Origin of the sequence: Amycolatopsis sp. NPDC051716, assembly GCF_040681595.1 — a bacterium.
Classification (GTDB): domain Bacteria; phylum Actinomycetota; class Actinomycetes; order Mycobacteriales; family Pseudonocardiaceae; genus Amycolatopsis.
The window spans coordinates 16,299-30,482 of record NZ_JBFAZA010000006.1 but is presented as its reverse complement, the minus strand read 5'-3'; the positions used below and the strand labels follow the sequence as shown (position 1 = coordinate 30,482).

General features: G+C 69.8%; 13 protein-coding genes. 7 read left to right on the top strand and 6 right to left on the bottom strand.

Going from position 1 to position 14,184, the window contains the following annotated elements; genetic code table 11:
- Positions 1–5: 5 nt before the first annotated feature.
- The 4 genes from AB0M30_RS09660 to AB0M30_RS09645 all read right to left on the bottom strand — a co-directional run bounded on the left by AB0M30_RS09660 (position 6) and on the right by AB0M30_RS09645 (position 2,899).
- Positions 6–419 (bottom strand): hypothetical protein, encoded by a 414-nt coding sequence (locus AB0M30_RS09660; protein WP_364581973.1) that lies wholly within the window; start codon positions 417–419, stop codon positions 6–8.
- Positions 416–1,222 (bottom strand): hypothetical protein, encoded by an 807-nt coding sequence (locus AB0M30_RS09655; protein ID WP_364581971.1) that lies wholly within the window; start codon positions 1,220–1,222, stop codon positions 416–418. The genes AB0M30_RS09660 and AB0M30_RS09655 overlap by 4 nt, the downstream gene beginning before the upstream one ends.
- Positions 1,219–2,184 carry a hypothetical protein gene (locus AB0M30_RS09650; RefSeq protein WP_364581968.1) on the bottom strand — a complete coding sequence of 322 codons (966 nt, stop codon included), beginning with the start codon at positions 2,182–2,184 and terminating at the stop codon, positions 1,219–1,221. The genes AB0M30_RS09655 and AB0M30_RS09650 overlap by 4 nt, the downstream gene beginning before the upstream one ends.
- 235 nt (positions 2,185–2,419) lie before the next feature.
- A complete protein-coding gene (locus AB0M30_RS09645) occupies positions 2,420–2,899 on the bottom strand; it encodes a hypothetical protein (RefSeq protein WP_364581966.1) in 480 nt (159 codons plus the stop codon).
- A gap of 63 nt (positions 2,900–2,962) precedes the next feature.
- On the opposite strand from AB0M30_RS09645, the gene AB0M30_RS09640 reads away from it, so the two are divergent.
- The 3 genes from AB0M30_RS09640 (at position 2,963) to AB0M30_RS09630 (ending at position 6,469) form a co-directional block, all read left to right on the top strand.
- Positions 2,963–4,204 carry an aminotransferase class I/II-fold pyridoxal phosphate-dependent enzyme gene (locus tag AB0M30_RS09640; protein WP_364581963.1) on the top strand — a complete coding sequence of 414 codons (1,242 nt, stop codon included), beginning with the start codon at positions 2,963–2,965 and terminating at the stop codon, positions 4,202–4,204.
- Positions 4,205–4,320: 116 nt separating this feature from the next.
- Positions 4,321–5,298, top strand: coding sequence for a ferritin-like domain-containing protein (locus AB0M30_RS09635; RefSeq protein WP_364581961.1), 978 nt, complete (start codon positions 4,321–4,323; stop codon positions 5,296–5,298).
- Positions 5,299–5,362: 64 nt separating this feature from the next.
- The gene (locus AB0M30_RS09630) at positions 5,363–6,469 is read left to right on the top strand and encodes an FAD-dependent monooxygenase (RefSeq protein ID WP_364581959.1); all 1,107 of its coding nucleotides are present in this window, start codon (positions 5,363–5,365) and stop codon (positions 6,467–6,469) included.
- A 55-nt stretch (positions 6,470–6,524) separates the two neighbouring features.
- Here AB0M30_RS09630 and AB0M30_RS09625 read toward each other — a convergent pair whose 3' ends face one another.
- Entirely contained in the window at positions 6,525–7,568 is a 1,044-nt protein-coding gene (locus tag AB0M30_RS09625; RefSeq protein ID WP_364581956.1) for a LacI family DNA-binding transcriptional regulator, read from the bottom strand.
- Between the two features lie 160 nt (positions 7,569–7,728).
- Between AB0M30_RS09625 and AB0M30_RS09620 the strand changes: the two genes are divergently transcribed.
- From AB0M30_RS09620 to AB0M30_RS09605, 4 genes are read left to right on the top strand one after another with little or no spacing between them, the layout of a single operon-like run.
- The gene (locus AB0M30_RS09620) at positions 7,729–9,009 is read left to right on the top strand and encodes an ABC transporter substrate-binding protein (RefSeq protein WP_364581955.1); all 1,281 of its coding nucleotides are present in this window, start codon (positions 7,729–7,731) and stop codon (positions 9,007–9,009) included.
- Positions 9,009–9,941 carry a sugar ABC transporter permease gene (locus AB0M30_RS09615; RefSeq protein ID WP_364581953.1) on the top strand — a complete coding sequence of 311 codons (933 nt, stop codon included), beginning with the start codon at positions 9,009–9,011 and terminating at the stop codon, positions 9,939–9,941. The genes AB0M30_RS09620 and AB0M30_RS09615 overlap by 1 nt, the downstream gene beginning before the upstream one ends.
- 9 nt (positions 9,942–9,950) lie before the next feature.
- Positions 9,951–10,841: a carbohydrate ABC transporter permease gene (locus AB0M30_RS09610; protein ID WP_364581950.1), complete on the top strand. Its 891-nt coding sequence runs from the start codon at positions 9,951–9,953 to the stop codon at positions 10,839–10,841.
- Between the two features lie 16 nt (positions 10,842–10,857).
- A complete protein-coding gene (locus AB0M30_RS09605) occupies positions 10,858–12,219 on the top strand; it encodes a GH1 family beta-glucosidase (RefSeq protein ID WP_364581947.1) in 1,362 nt (453 codons plus the stop codon).
- 91 nt (positions 12,220–12,310) lie between these two features.
- On the opposite strand, the gene AB0M30_RS09600 is transcribed toward AB0M30_RS09605, so the two are convergent.
- Complete coding sequence (locus tag AB0M30_RS09600) at positions 12,311–14,107, bottom strand: long-chain fatty acid--CoA ligase (RefSeq protein WP_364581944.1); 1,797 nt, start codon at positions 14,105–14,107, stop codon at positions 12,311–12,313.
- Positions 14,108–14,184 lie beyond the last annotated feature (77 nt).

Here is a 14,184-nt window from a genome sequence, read left to right as displayed (position 1 = left end):
ACTCGTCAGTCAGGTGGCCATCCGCCGCGCGGAATGTCGCCCTCGGTGCGCCGCAGTTTCTCGAGGTCGTCGATGATCTTCTTAATCAGTTCGTCGCTTTGCGGTGCCGGCAGCTCACGCGCGAGCGCGAACCGGTCGTGGAGTGAGCGGTAGCTGTCGCGGAGACGACGGTGGTAGCGCCAGCGTTCCCCGAAGTTCAAAGCGCGTTCGACGCCGATCAAGAAAGCGGCGAGGCCGGAGAATGCGCGTGGTAACCACGAGAAGTCGGCCGGCCAGCTTGCCGCGGTCGCCAGGATGGTCGCGCCCAACGCGAGGACCGTGCCCCCGTTGAACAGCGCGGAATCGAGACGAGGATCGTGCTCGGCGATCGACTTCTTGAGGGATGCGTCGATGGCCTCGTGGCTGCCGGACCGGTTCATGGTCCCTCCGGGTCTCGGGTAGCGGGATTCCGCTCGGCCGAGGTGGTGCTCGACGGGGACCGGCCGGTACCCGCGTGGTCCATCACCCATTCGACGACCGCGACGGTGTCGGGCTCGCGCCAATGTGTGTGGTGGTCGAACCCGCAGTCGCGATGTTTCCAGCCACGTGACCGGGGCTCACCGCGGAGACCGACCGCTTCGCTGCGGGGGGAGTAGGGGGCGGCGAACTTCTGCCCGATCCCGAAGACCTGCCGGAGCACCTTGTCCGAGGGGCTGTACTCGACCGCCTCACGGCGAGCGAGTGGCACGACGGTGAAGGAACCGTCGTTTTCCATTTCGGCGACGTCCACCGCGGCGCCGAGCAGGGCGAAACCACGCGCGGTTCCCCGGCCGCGCAGCCGGTCGGCTGCGGTCAGCGCCACGAGGCAACCCAGCGAATGGCCGACCAGGACCGCCGAATCCCGGTTCCGGGTGGCGAGGTAGTCGCCGAGCTGCCGGCCGGAACGGGCTGCGCGATCGATCATCGCGGGGTAGGCCATCCTGGACCACGAACGGCTGAAGTACCGGTCGCTCGGCCAGAGGAAGGCACCCTTCTGGATCCGGCTCGGCGGATTTCCCCCGAACAGGTTGGTCCAGAGGGTGCGTCCCTGGTGCAGTGCCCGCTCCTGATCCACGTTGAAGCCGTGGATGTAAATGACCCAGATCTGATCACCGAGAGGCCGCGGTTCTTCGAGGATGGAGGCTCGCCGCCCGCCTCCGCGCGGCTTTTCCCGCACACTGATGACGAAGTCGTGGCCGGTCATCTCCGGGCACCCCGCTCGATGATCCGGATGATGTCCCGCACCGTCCAGGACACCGGGCCGCCGACGACCAGGCCGAGCGCCAGAGCGATCGCGATGGCCGGTACGGAGGCGCCGCTGGCCAATGTTCCGGCTCCGGAGAGGGCGCAGGCGATCAGTGCGGATGCCGCCCGCAAAGACGAATGCCAGTGTGCGGTGGCCTCGATCTGGAAAGCGTCGACCCGTCGTTCGATCTGTTCGTCGGCGAGCTGCAACAGTTCTTCGTAGCTGAGTCGCTCGACCAGCCGAGGTGAGAGCATCGGCCACTGCGGACCCAGCGAGCTGATGAACCGGCGAAGGGCGTCACGATCCTCCGTCGCTTCGCTGAGGTCGGCGCGGCACTGCTCGCGCAACGACTGTGAAACCTGGGCGGCCACTTGGCGGAGATTCCCGGCGTAGGAGATCTTGGTGGGCAGCCCGGAGAGCTCGGAGAAGGCCGCACCGGAGCGGAATTTGCCGTCTTCGATCTTCGTGCCGAAGCTCGACACGACGGCTCTCCGGTTGAACCGCATCGCCAGTGGGGACAGCTTCTTGACGAATTCCAGTGCGGCGCAGGACAGCGCCCCGGAGATGAGGGCGATGACCGCGAGGTGCCAGGCGTTGACGGCCGGATCCGCCGGCGTGGTTGTCTGGGGTAGCCGGAGGCCCGATCCGCCGCGAAGCACCAGGACAATGCCGGTGACCAAGGAAATCGCCAGTAGGGAAATCGGCACCATCCCGATTCCCGGGGTAGGTGGGGAACTCGTCCTGCGCCGGGCAAAAAACACTGCGGTGAGCAGCCCGGTGGACAGCGTGACAACCACGACGGAAACCCAAGCCGGCTGGTCGTTCTGGACAATGTTGGCAACAGCGAGGGCCGCGCTGAACACGGTAACGGCTACGGCTCCGGCATTGATCAGCGAGATCCAGGTGTCCGAGCGGGCCATCCCCCTCCTCCCAGTGGATCGAGTCCGGCGCACTGTGCTCACGTGCGAAACCGCCCGCCGGCCGGGCGGAAGTCCGGGGCCGCCGCCACATCTGCGGTCGGCGTCGATGTGCTCTCTGTGATGGTCGGTGCACTGAGAGATCGGTTCGGTCGCCGAGCGTGTTACGGCCGATACGGGAAAGCGTCAGATTGTGGTCCGGCCCGTCGCAGCGGCGGCCCAGAAGGCTGTGTTCCCGTCAGCCGTCCCAGACGGTGGCGCCCTGGCGGAGAACCTCCACATCGGACGGTTCCTCGACCGGCCACAGCTCCACCACGTACCGGTAGTGCTCCCCGTACTCGTGGTCGTTCCAGTCCACCGACGGCGGCCCGGCCGGCACGTACGACACCCGCGCCCGGTACCGCCCCGGCAGCACCGAAAAGAACTTCTCCTGCGACGGGTAGTCGGCCGGTCCGGAAATCACCAGCCGGCCGCTCGGAACCGGAAGATCCGCTTCCACGACGTGCTCGGCGTCAGGCGCGAGAGAAGGTGCCGAGGGCAGCAGGGTCACCGAAGACTCCACCAGGTCCGACCGCGCCGTCGCGATCGCGAGACCGCCGGGCTCCACCCCGATCCGGTGGGATTCCACCGCGACCGGAGTCCACCCGCTGCCCGTCAACCGAGAACGGGAGTCCCGCACCGAGAACTGACGCTGGTCGGCGTGGACGACGAGTTGCACCCTTACCACCCTAGCCAGGACCCGCCCCGAAATGGTATCGACGGCGGGTTTAGCGTTGAGGCCATGACCACTGCTTCCGTCGACGTCGACACGGCCCGCAGCGACTACGCGGCCCTGGTCGGCCGAGGCCTCTCCCTGGACATCACCCGCGGCAAGCCGTCCCCCGAGCAGCTCGATCTCTCGAACGCGCTGCTGTCCCTCCCGGGCGACGGCACCTTCAAGGCCGAGGACGGCACCGACGTCCGCAACTACGGCGGCCTCAACGGCCTGCCGGAGCTGCGCCGCATCTTCGCCCCCGCGCTGCAGGTGCCCGCCGGGCAGCTGCTCGCCGCGGGCAACTCGAGCCTCGAGCTGATGCACGACGCCGTCGTCCAGGCCCTGCTGAGCAAGCTGCCCGGCGCCGAGCGCCGCTGGGCCGACGAGCCGCAGGTCAAGTTCCTCGCGCCGGTCCCGGGCTACGACCGCCACTTCGCGCTCACCCAGCGCTTCGGCATCGAGCTCGTCGGCGTCGCGATGACCGACGAGGGCCCCGACATGGACGTCGTCGAGACGCTGGTCGCCGAGGACCCGGCCGTCAAGGGCATCTGGTGCGTGCCGAAGTACAGCAACCCCACCGGGGTCACGTTCAGTGACGACGTCGTGAAGCGGCTCGCCACCATGCGCACCGCGGCGCCGGACTTCCGGATCTTCTGGGACAACGCCTACGCCGTGCACCACCTCACCGACGCCGAGGCGGAGCTGGCCGACCTGCTGGCCCTGGCCACCGAGGCCGGCCACGCCGACCGCGTCTTCGTCTTCGGCTCCACCTCGAAGATCACCCTCGCCGGGGCCGGCGTCGGCTTCTTCGGCGCCTCCGAGGCGAACCTCGCCTGGTGGACCGGCAACACCGGCAAGCGCACCATCGGCCCGGACAAGGTCAACCAGCTGCGGCACGCGCACTTCCTGAAGGACGAGGCCGGCGTCCGCGCCCACATGCGCAAGCACGCCGAGATCATCGGCCCGAAGTTCGCGGCCGTCGACCGCATCCTCACCGAGGAGCTGGCCGACCTGGCGTCCTGGACCAAGCCGACCGGCGGGTACTTCATCACGCTGACCGTCCCGCAGGGCACCGCGAAGGAGGTCGTGCGGCTGGCGAAGGAGGCCGGTGTCGCGCTGACCCCCGCCGGGGCGACCCACCCGCACGGCGACGACCCGGCCGACGCCGTGATCCGGATCGCGCCGACCTTCCCGAAGCTCGCCGAGGTCGAAGAGGCCGTCCGCGCGCTGGCGGTGTGCGTCCGGCTCGCCGTCGCGCAACGCGGCTGACCTGGGAAAACCGAAGTCGATCAAAATTTTTTCCCTTTTGACCGAGCCGGGGGGCGTCCGGGTACGTATGACCGGTGGGTGAGGTGGACGAACTCGTCACGAGAGGACGTCCCCCGGTGTTCGGAAAACGCTACACAGAGCAGCTGATCGAGCGCAGCGCGGAGAACGCGACCGACCGCCGCCGCTTCCTCAAGGCTGCGGGAGCGGCGGGGCTCGGCGTCGCGGGTGCCGGCGCGCTCGGCACGGCGCTGTCACTGGGCCTCGGCTCGGCCGGTGCCACATCGCAGTACGGAGCGCAGGGAGGTGACAAGGCGAAGGAGGCGGCGAGCGATGCCGCCGTGCTGAACTTCGCCCTGAACCTCGAGTACCTCGAGGCGAACCTGTACTCGTTCGCCGTCTACGGCTACGGGCTGAACGACAAGTACGTCAACGGTGTCGGCAACCTGGGCAAGGTGTCCGGCGGGCACGCGGTGCAGTTCAAGAGCGAACACACCAAGCAGATCGTCCAGGAGATCGCCGGCGACGAGGTCGCCCACGTGACCTTCCTGCGCAAGGCGCTGGACAAGGCCGCCGTCGCGCAGCCGGAGATCGACTTCCAGAACAGCTTCACCGCGGCCATGCAGGCCGCGGGGGTGATCAAGCAGGGCCAGACGTTCGACCCCTTCGGGAGCGAGAACAACTTCCTGCTCGCCGCCTACCTGTTCGAGGACGTCGGAGTGTCGGCCTACAAGGGCGCGGCGCCGCTGGTGAACAACAAGACGTTCCTCGACGCGGCGGCGGGCATCCTCGCGGTCGAGGCGTACCACGCGGGCATCGTGCGCAGCCAGCTGTTCGAGCGCGGCCTCGGCGACATCACGAACAAGATCTCCGACGCCCGCGACAGCCTCGACGGCAAGGCCGACGACGACGAAGGCGTGCTGAAGTACGGCAAGGCGAACCTCGTCCCCGCGGACGCGAACGGCATCGCGTTCGGGCGGTCCGCCGACCGCGTGCTCAACATCGCCTACCTCAACCCGGACAAGGTGACCTCGGGCGGGTTCTACCCGCGCGGCCTCAACGGCGAAATCGCCACCAGCGGTGCGAAGGAGCAGTAGGCGCCGGGTGCCGCCGTCGCGGTAACGTCAACGGCGGCGGCACGCGGAGTCGAGGGGGCGCGAAGTGCGGGTACTGGTCGCGGGTGGCGGGATCTCCGGCACGGTCACGGCGATGGCGCTGAAGCTGGCCGGGCACGAACCCGTCGTGTTCGAGGCCCATCCCGCCGGCGGGGACGACGTCGGCGCGTTCCTCACGATCATGCACAACGGCATGGACGCCCTGCGCGCCATCGGCGCCGACGGGCCCGTGATCGACAGTTCCTTCGCGGCGTACGGCGTGGAGCTCGTCGCCCCGACGGGGGAGACCGTCGGGCGGCGCGAGTTCGAAACCGAAGGTCTCGACGGGCCGCGCACCCTCACCCGGGCGACGCTTTACCGCGTCCTGCAGGAGGAGGCCGCGCGCCGCGGTGTCCCGCTGGAGCGCGGGCGCCGGCTGGTGCGCGCGACGCCGGAAGCCGGTGGCGTCACGGCGGAGTTCGCCGACGGCACCACCGCGACCGGCGACGTCCTCGTCGGTGCGGACGGGGTGCGGTCGGTCGTCCGGCAGCTGATCGACCCGGCCGCGGACGAGCCCCGCTACACCGGGCTGACCGTCGTGTACGGCTACACGCGCGCGGGCGGGCTGCCCGCGGCGCCGGGGATCTACCGGATGGTCCGCGGCAGCCGGGCGGCCTTCGGGTTCACCACGGACCCGGCCGGAGCGACCTTCTGGTTCGCCCGCATCCCGGACGCCGAGCGGCCTCGCGAGGAGATCGCCGCGGTCACCCCGGCGGGCTGGCGCGAGTTCGCGCACGCGGCGTTCGACGGCGACCCGTTGCCCTGCGCGGACATCATCGCCGCCACCGGGGACGAGGTCTTCGGCGGCCACTCCTACGACGTCCCCGAGACGCGGGTGTGGTCGACGCCCGAGCTGGTCCTCGTCGGGGACGCCGCGCACGCCGCGTCCCCGGCCGCCGCCCAGGGCGCTTCGATGGCCATCGAGGACAGCGTGGTCCTCGCACAGTGCCTGCGTGACCGGCCGGACCCGGCATCGGCGTTCGCGGCGTACGAAAACCTGCGCCGCGAGCGGGTGGAGAAGCTGGTGGCGGCGAGCGCGGGCCAGGACGTCGGCGAAGAAAGCGGCTGGCTGTACGCCCACCACATCGACTGGGAAACGAAGATCATCGTTTAGGGGTCTGCCGCGGCTTGTCGTGAGTGGTAAAGGGGGTTCTAACCCGCGTTACCACTCACGACCGGGAGCCGCAGGAGTCGCGGACCACGAGTTTCGTCGGCAGCAGCACCGGTTCCGGGGTCGTCGCGTTCTCGAGCATCGCCAGCAGCGCGCCGGCCGCCGCCGTGCCGAAGCCCGGCTTGTCCTGGGCCACCGTGGTGAGCGCCGGGTCCACCAGGGAGGCCACCTCGATGTCGTCGAACCCCACCACGGCCAGGTCCGCCGGCACCCGCAGCCCGGCCGCGCGGGCCGCCAGCAGCGCGCCGACCGCCATCTCGTCGCTGGCCGCGAACACCGCCGTCGGCGGCTCCTTGCGGGCCAGCAGCCGGCGCATGCCGACGAACCCGCTCTCGCGGTAGAAGTCGCCGCCGATCACGAGGTCTTCCGACACCGGCAGCCCGGCGTCGGCCAGCCCGCGCCGGTACCCCTCGGTGCGGGCCGTGGCCGGCGCGTTGCCGCGGGGGCCGGTGATCGTCGCGATCCGGCGGTGCCCGAGGGCGGCCAGGTGCCGGACGGCTTCCGCCGCGCCTCCCGCGTTGTCCGAGGTCACGTGGGTGGCCCGCGGTCCGGACAGGGCGACGTCCAAAGCGACGCACGGCAACCCGGACTGCGCGAACGCGGTGAACGCGTCGGCGTCCGTCCCGCTGTCGATGAGCACCAGCCCGGCCAGGTGGTGCCGGCGGGTCATGCTCACGTAGCCGATCGGGTCGGCCAGCGAAACGCCGGGGTGACGGTCGCGGGCGTCGTCGCTCGTCGCGAGCATCAGCAGGTGGTAGCCGTGCGAGCTCAACGCGGATTTGAGGCCCAGCAACAGGTCCTGCAGGAACGGGTGCCGCCAGCCGGGCCGCCGGTGGTCGGTGTCCCAGACCAGCCCGACCATCGCCGACTGCTGCCGCGACAGCGCGCGCGCCGACTCGTTCGGCGAGAAATCGAGGTCCCGCGCCACGCGTTCGACGCGTTCGCGCGTCGTCGCGCTGACCGTGGCGGGGCGGTTGAACACCCGCGACACAGTGGCGACGGAAACCCCGCATAGCTGCGCGACCTCGCGAGCGGTGACCATGGCGAACTCCGTTCTTGTAACCGGTTACATCTGTAGCACACCCGCTCAGACTGCGTAAACGCCAGGTCTGTTTATCATTTCGTTACTTGACGACGAGGCGTTGGGAGCGCTCTCATGGGACCCGCGTTTTCCGACCGGCCCGCAGAACAACGGAGATCTCATGCGCCCGAAAACGACAACCCGCCGGATCCGCCTGCTCGCGGGGGTGGGTGCCGCCCTGGTCGCGCTCACCGCGTTGAGCGCGTGCGGCGACAGCGGTGCCGCCGGTGGCAAGGTCAAGCTGAGCCTCGGCCTGTTCGGCAACTTCGGCTACACCGACCTGATCAAGGAGTACCAGGCGGCGCACCCGGACATCGAGATCACCGAGCGGACCGCCGCCTACTCCGACCACCACAAGAACCTCGCCGCGCACCTGGCCACCGGCGCGGGCGCCGCGGACGTCGAGGCCATCGACACCGGCTACGTCGCCCAGTTCAAGGCGACGCCGGACAAGTTCGTCGATCTCAACACCGTCGGTGGTGACAAGCTCAAGGACCGCTGGCTCGGCTGGAAGTGGGCCGGGTCGCTGGCCAAGGGCGGCCAGCAGATCGGCTACGGCACCGACGTCGGCGGCCTGGCCATCTGCTACCGCCGCGACCTGTTCGAGCAGGCCCAGCTGCCCGCCGACCGCGACGCCGTCTCCGCGCTCTGGCCCACCTGGCAGGCGTTCTTCGAGACCGGCAAGCGCTTCCAGGCGAAGGCGCCGAACGGCGTCAAGTTCATGGACGGCGGCCCGACCGTGCTCAACGCGATCGTCGGCCAGGCCCCGCAGGGCTACTACGACCAGAACGACAAGCTCATCGTGGGCAGCAACCCGGCGCTGCGCCAGGGCTGGGACCTCGTCGCCGACGCGGTCAAGGCGAACCTGAGCGCCGGCCTGCTGTACAGCACGCCGCAGTGGAACACCGGCTTCACCCAGGGCCAGTTCGCCACCGTCACGTGCCCCGCGTGGATGATGACCAAGATCAAGGACCAGGCGCCGGACACCGCAGGCAAGTGGGACATCGCTAGCGTGCCCGGCGGGGGCGGCAACTGGGGCGGCTCGTACCTGACCGTGCCCAAGCAGGGCAAGCACACCAAGGAAGCCGCCGACCTCGCCGCCTGGCTGACCGCGCCCGAGCAGCAGGCCAAGGTCTTCACCAGCAAGGGCCTGCTGCCGTCGGCGCCGTCGCTCTACGACGACCCGAAGATCACCGGCTACACCAACCCGTTCTTCAACAATGCCCCGGTCGGCAAGCTCTTCACCGACGCGGCGAAGAAGCTGAACCCGCAGTACCAGGGCCCGAAGGCCGGCGACGTGCAGACCGAGTTCGGCAACGCGATGCAGCGCGTCGAGCAGGGCAAGCAGGACGGCGCGGCGGCGTGGCAGCAGCTGGTCGGTGACGTCGCGAAGATCAAGTGATGGCCGGCACCACCACGCTGACCTTCGCCGAACGGCGGCAGAAGTGGGACGTCAAGCTGTCGCCGTTCGGGTTCATCAGCCCGTACTTCCTCATCTTCGGCGTCTTCGGGCTGTTCCCGCTGCTGTACACGGCCTTCGTGTCGCTGCAGAAGCGGAACCTCATCGACGCCGAGGGCGCGACCTTCATCGGCTTCGGCAACTACGACCAGCTGCTGTTCCACGACCCGTACTTCTGGAACGCGATGGGGAACACGGTCAGCCTGTGGCTGCTGACCACGATCCCGCAGATCCTGTTCGCGCTCGGCATCGCGCACCTGCTCAACCGCCGGCTGCGCGGGCGGACGATGTTCCGGATGGGGATGATCCTGCCCAACATCACCTCGGTGGCGGCGGTGACGATCATCTTCGCGCAGCTGTTCGGCCGGGACTTCGGCTTGATCAACTGGGTGCTGAGCTGGTTCGGCGCCGGGCAGGTCGACTGGCAGGCCGGCACGGCCAGCTCGCACACCGCCATCGCGTCGATGGTGGTGTGGCGCTGGACCGGCTACCACGCGCTGATCTTCCTGGCGTCGATGCAGGCGATCCCGTCGAGCATGTACGAGGCCGCCACCCTCGACGGCGCCAAGGGGTGGCAGCAGTTCTGGCGGATCACCGTGCCGCTGCTGCGGCCGCAGATCATCTTTTCCACGGTGATCGCGACGACCGGCAACATGCGGCTGCTCGCCGAGCCGCTGCTGTTCAACCCCGGCGCCGCGGCGGCGACCGGCGGGTCGGACCGGCAGTTCCAGACCGCCGCGCTCTACCTCTACGAACAGGGCTTCACCAAGTACGACTTCGGCTACAGCTCGGCGATCGCGCTGATCCTGGCCGTGGCCACGATGCTCGTCGCGGGCCTGTCGTACCTGGTGACCCGGCGCATCCAAACGGACTGAGGAGCGGACATGACCACCGTGCTGACCCCGGCCGCCCCCGCGCCGCCGGGCTCGCGACCCCCTGGGCGGGCCCGGCGGCTCGCCCGGCGGGTCGCCAGCCCGTGGACCTACGCCGCGCTGGTCGCGATCCTGGCCGGCTCGGCGTTCCCGGTGTACTGGTCGTTCGTCGTCGCCTCGCAGACGACGGAGGCGGTCGGGAGCGTGCCGCCGGTCCTGGTGCCGGGCGGGCACCTGTTCGAGAACATCGCCCGCGTCTTCGACCAGACGGACTTCGCGCTGGCACTGGGCAACTCGCTGATCGTCGCGGGCACGATCACCGTCTCGGTGGTGCTGTTCTCGACGCTGGCGGGGTTCGCCTTCGCCAAGATGCGGTTCCGCGGGCGGACCGCGCTGCTGCTCGTCGTGGTCGCCACCCAGGCGATCCCGACCGAGCTGGGCGTGGTGCCGCTGTACATGATGATGGCCGACTTCGGGTGGGCCGGGCAGCTGCAGGCGGTGATCGTGCCCGGCCTGGTCACCGCGTTCGGCGTGTTCTTCATGCGCCAGTACTTCGAGCGGGCGCTGCCGCTGGAGCTGCTGGAAGCCGGCCGGATGGACGGCTGCGGCTCGCTGCGGCTGTTCTGGCACGTGGCGCTGCCCGCCGCACGCCCGGCCGCGGCGGTGCTCGGCCTGTTCACCTTCATGCAGGCCTGGAACGACTTCTTCTGGCCGCTGGTGGTGCTGGTGCCGGAGAACCCGACCGTCCAAACCGCACTGTCCACACTGGCCAGTGGCTACACCACCGACTACACGCTCGTGCTCACCGCCGCCACCATCGGCACCGTCCCCGTCCTCATCGTGTTCCTGCTGTTCGGCCGCCAGATCGTCGGCGGCATCATGCAGGGCGCGCTCAAGGGCTGACCCACCGGAGCTCACCGTGACTTCCAGCTTCCCACCCGGCTTCCGCTGGGGCGTGGCCACCTCGGCGTTCCAGATCGAGGGCGCCACCGACGTCGACGGCCGCGGACCGTCCATCTGGGACACGTTCGCGGCGGTCCCCGGCGCGGTGGCCGGCGGCCACACCGGCGAACCGGCGGCCGACCACTACCACCGCTGGCGCGAGGACCTCGGCCTGCTCGCCGGCCTGGGCGTCGACTCCTACCGGTTTTCGGTGTCCTGGCCGCGGATCCAGCCGGACGGGCACCGCCTGGAGCGCCGGGGCCTCGGCTTCTACCGGCAGCTCGTGGAGGGCCTGCGGGAGCGGGGGATCGAGCCGTTCCTGACGCTGTACCACTGGGACCTGCCGCAGGCCCTGGAGGACGTGGGCGGCTGGCGGTCCCGCGACACGGCGTTCCGGTTCGCCGAGTACGCGGCGCTGGTGCACGAGGAGCTGGGCGACGTCGTCGACCACTGGACGACGCTGAACGAGCCGTACCCGTGCGCGGTGGCCGGGTACGGCGAAGGCCGCCACGCGCCGGGAGCCCGGGAGGGGCACGGCGCGCTGGCGGCCGCCCACCACCTGCTGCTGGGCCACGGCCTGGCGGTGCGGGCGATGCGCGAGCGGGCGGCGCTGCCGCACCAGTTCGGCATCGTCCTCAACCAGTCGCCGGCGGTGCCGGTGTCGTCCTCGCCCGCCGACACCGCGGCGGCCGCGCGGCAGGACACCCTGCTGCGCCGCCAGTTCACCGACCCGCTGTTCGGCGGCCGCTACGCACCGGGCCTGCCGGCGATGTTCGACGGCGTCTCGGACTTCTCGTTCCGCCACGACGACGACCTCGAGACGATCGGGGCACCGCTGGACTACCTGGGCGTGAACTACTACTACCGCCTGCACGTCGCGGACGCCCCGCACCGCGAACCGGACCCGGCCCGGCGGACGGTGACCGACATCGGGGTGGACACCACACAGCTGCCGGACGACGTCCCGCGCACCGGGATGGGCTGGCCGGTCGAGCCGGAGGGCCTCACGGAAGCGCTGGTCGGCCTGCACAACCGCTACGCGGGGCTGCCCCCGGTGTACGTCACGGAGAACGGGTGCGTGTACGCGGACCGGAGCGACTTCGCGGACTACGAGCGCATCAGTTTCTTGAGCGAGCACCTCGAGGCGGCCCGCGCCGCCGCGACGGCGGGAGTGGACCTGCGCGGCTACTTCTGCTGGTCGCTGCTGGACAACTTCGAGTGGGCGCACGGGTACAAGCACCGCTTCGGCCTGGTCCACATCGACTACGAGACCCAGCAGCGCACCCCGCGAGCCAGCTACCGCTGGTACCGCGACTTCATCGCGGCCCAGCGCGACTGAGCCCGAGCGCCCCAATGCGGCCTTCGGTGCGTTCAACGCACCGAAGGCCGCCTTGGGTGCGTTGAACGCAACCAAGGCCACATTGGGGCGCTTACTTCCGGTACAGGCCCTCGATGTCGTTCGCGTAGTTCTTCGTCACCACGTTGCGCTTCAGCTTCAAGCTCGGCGTGATTTCGCCACCGGCCTCGGTGAAGTCGTTCGCCAGCACGGTGAACTTCTTGATCGCCTCGGCCTTGGACACCGACTTGTTCGCCTCGTCCACCGCGGCCTGGATCTCCGCGAGCAGGTCGGCGTCCGAAGCCAGCTCCGCGACCGTGGCCGCGGCGGGCTTGCCGTGCTGGGACTTCCAGGAGGGGAAGTACTCCTCGTCCACCGTCACCAGGGCCGCGATGAACGGGCGCTGGTCGCCGACCACCATGGCCTGGCTGATCAGCGGGGACGCCTTGATCGTGTCCTCGAGGCCGGACGGGGCGACGTTCTTGCCGCCCGCCGTCACGATGATCTCCTTCTTGCGGCCGGTGATCTTCAGGAAGCCGTCCCGGTCGAGCTCGCCCAGGTCGCCGGTGTGGAACCAGCCGTCGGTGAGCGCTTCCTTCGTGGCGACAGGGTTGTTGTAGTAGGCCCGGAACACGACGTCGCCCTTGAGGAGCACTTCGCCGTCGTCGGCGATGCGGACCGAGGTGCCGTTGACCGGCTTGCCGACCGTGCCGACGCGGAACGCCGTCTGGGTGTTGACGTTCGCCGCCGCGGACGTCTCGGTGAGGCCGTAGCCCTCGAACACCGGGACGCCGATGCCGCGGAAGAAGTGCGCCAGCCGCGCACCCAAAGGCGCGCCGCCCGAGACCGCCGCGACGCAGCGGCCGCCGAGGGCCGCGCGCAGCTTGCCGTAGACCAGCTTGTCGAACGCCAGGTGCTTGAGCTTCAGGCCGAGCCCGGCGCCGCCCTTGTCCTGCGCCTCGCTGTAGGCGACCGCGGTGGCCTCGGCGGCGTCGAAGATCTTGCCCTTGCCTTCGCTGTGGGCCTTCTGCTTCGCCGAGTTGTAGACCTTCTCGAACACGCGCGGCACGGCGACGACGAACGTCGGCCGGAACGTGCCCAGGTCGGCGACCAGGTTCTTGACGTCCGGGGTGTGCCCGAGGGTGACGCGGGCGGTCAGCGCGGTGACGGCGATCGCGCGGGCCAGCACGTGCGCCAGCGGCAGGAAGCACAGCAGCGAGTTGCCCTGCTCCATCAGCTGCGGGAACGCCTCGATGTCGGCGCGGATCTCGGCCAGGAGGTTCCGGTGGGTCAGCTCGACGCCCTTGGGGCGGCCGGTGGTGCCGGAGGTGTAGACGATGGTGGCGAGCTCGTCCGCGGACACCTCGCGCCGCCGGTCGTGCAGCTCGTCGTCCGACAGCGAAGCGCCCAGCGCGGACAGCTCCTCGACGGCGGGGGAGTCGCCCTCGATCTGCCACGTGCTGGCCAGGTCGGTGAGCCGGTCCCGGATCGATTCGAGCGCCGCGGCGTGGCCGTTCGTCTCGACGAACACGCCCTTCGCGGCCGAGTCGGACAGGATCCAGTGCACCTGTTCGGGCGAGGACGTGTCGTAGATCGGGACGGTGACCGCGCCGGCCGCCCAGATCGCGAAGTCGATCAGCGTCCACTCGTAGCGGGTCTTCGACATGATCGCGACGCGGTCGCCGCGGCCGATCCCGGCCTTGGCCATGCCCTTGGCCACGGCCAGTACCTCGGCCGCGAACTCCTTGGCGGTCACGTCCAGCCAGCTGCCCTCGACCTGGCGGCGGAAGCTCACCACGTCGGAGAACCGCTCGGCGTTCGCCCAGACGACGTCGGACATGTTTTCGTCGTCGGCCACCGGCTTGCCGGCGGGAGCGCTGTATTCGCGCACGTGGACCTCCGTGTTCAACGCGTGCGGCAGGTGACACCGCTGTTACCCGCCAGTCAACTTAGCGTGGTGAGCACCTT

Bases quoted from the DNA above. Each gene is read 5' to 3' on its own strand.
- AB0M30_RS09660 (WP_364581973.1), bottom strand. From the start codon at position 419: ATGAACCGGTCCGGCAGCCACGAGGCCATCGACGCATCCCTCAAGAAG.
- AB0M30_RS09655 (WP_364581971.1), bottom strand. From the start codon at position 1,222: ATGACCGGCCACGACTTCGTCATCAGTGTGCGGGAAAAGCCGCGCGGA.
- AB0M30_RS09650 (WP_364581968.1), bottom strand. From the start codon at position 2,184: ATGGCCCGCTCGGACACCTGGATCTCGCTGATCAATGCCGGAGCCGTA.
- AB0M30_RS09640 (WP_364581963.1), top strand. From the start codon at position 2,963: ATGACCACTGCTTCCGTCGACGTCGACACGGCCCGCAGCGACTACGCG.
- AB0M30_RS09625 (WP_364581956.1), bottom strand. From the start codon at position 7,568: ATGGTCACCGCTCGCGAGGTCGCGCAGCTATGCGGGGTTTCCGTCGCC.
- AB0M30_RS09620 (WP_364581955.1), top strand. From the start codon at position 7,729: ATGCGCCCGAAAACGACAACCCGCCGGATCCGCCTGCTCGCGGGGGTG.
- AB0M30_RS09615 (WP_364581953.1), top strand. From the start codon at position 9,009: ATGGCCGGCACCACCACGCTGACCTTCGCCGAACGGCGGCAGAAGTGG.
- AB0M30_RS09610 (WP_364581950.1), top strand. From the start codon at position 9,951: ATGACCACCGTGCTGACCCCGGCCGCCCCCGCGCCGCCGGGCTCGCGA.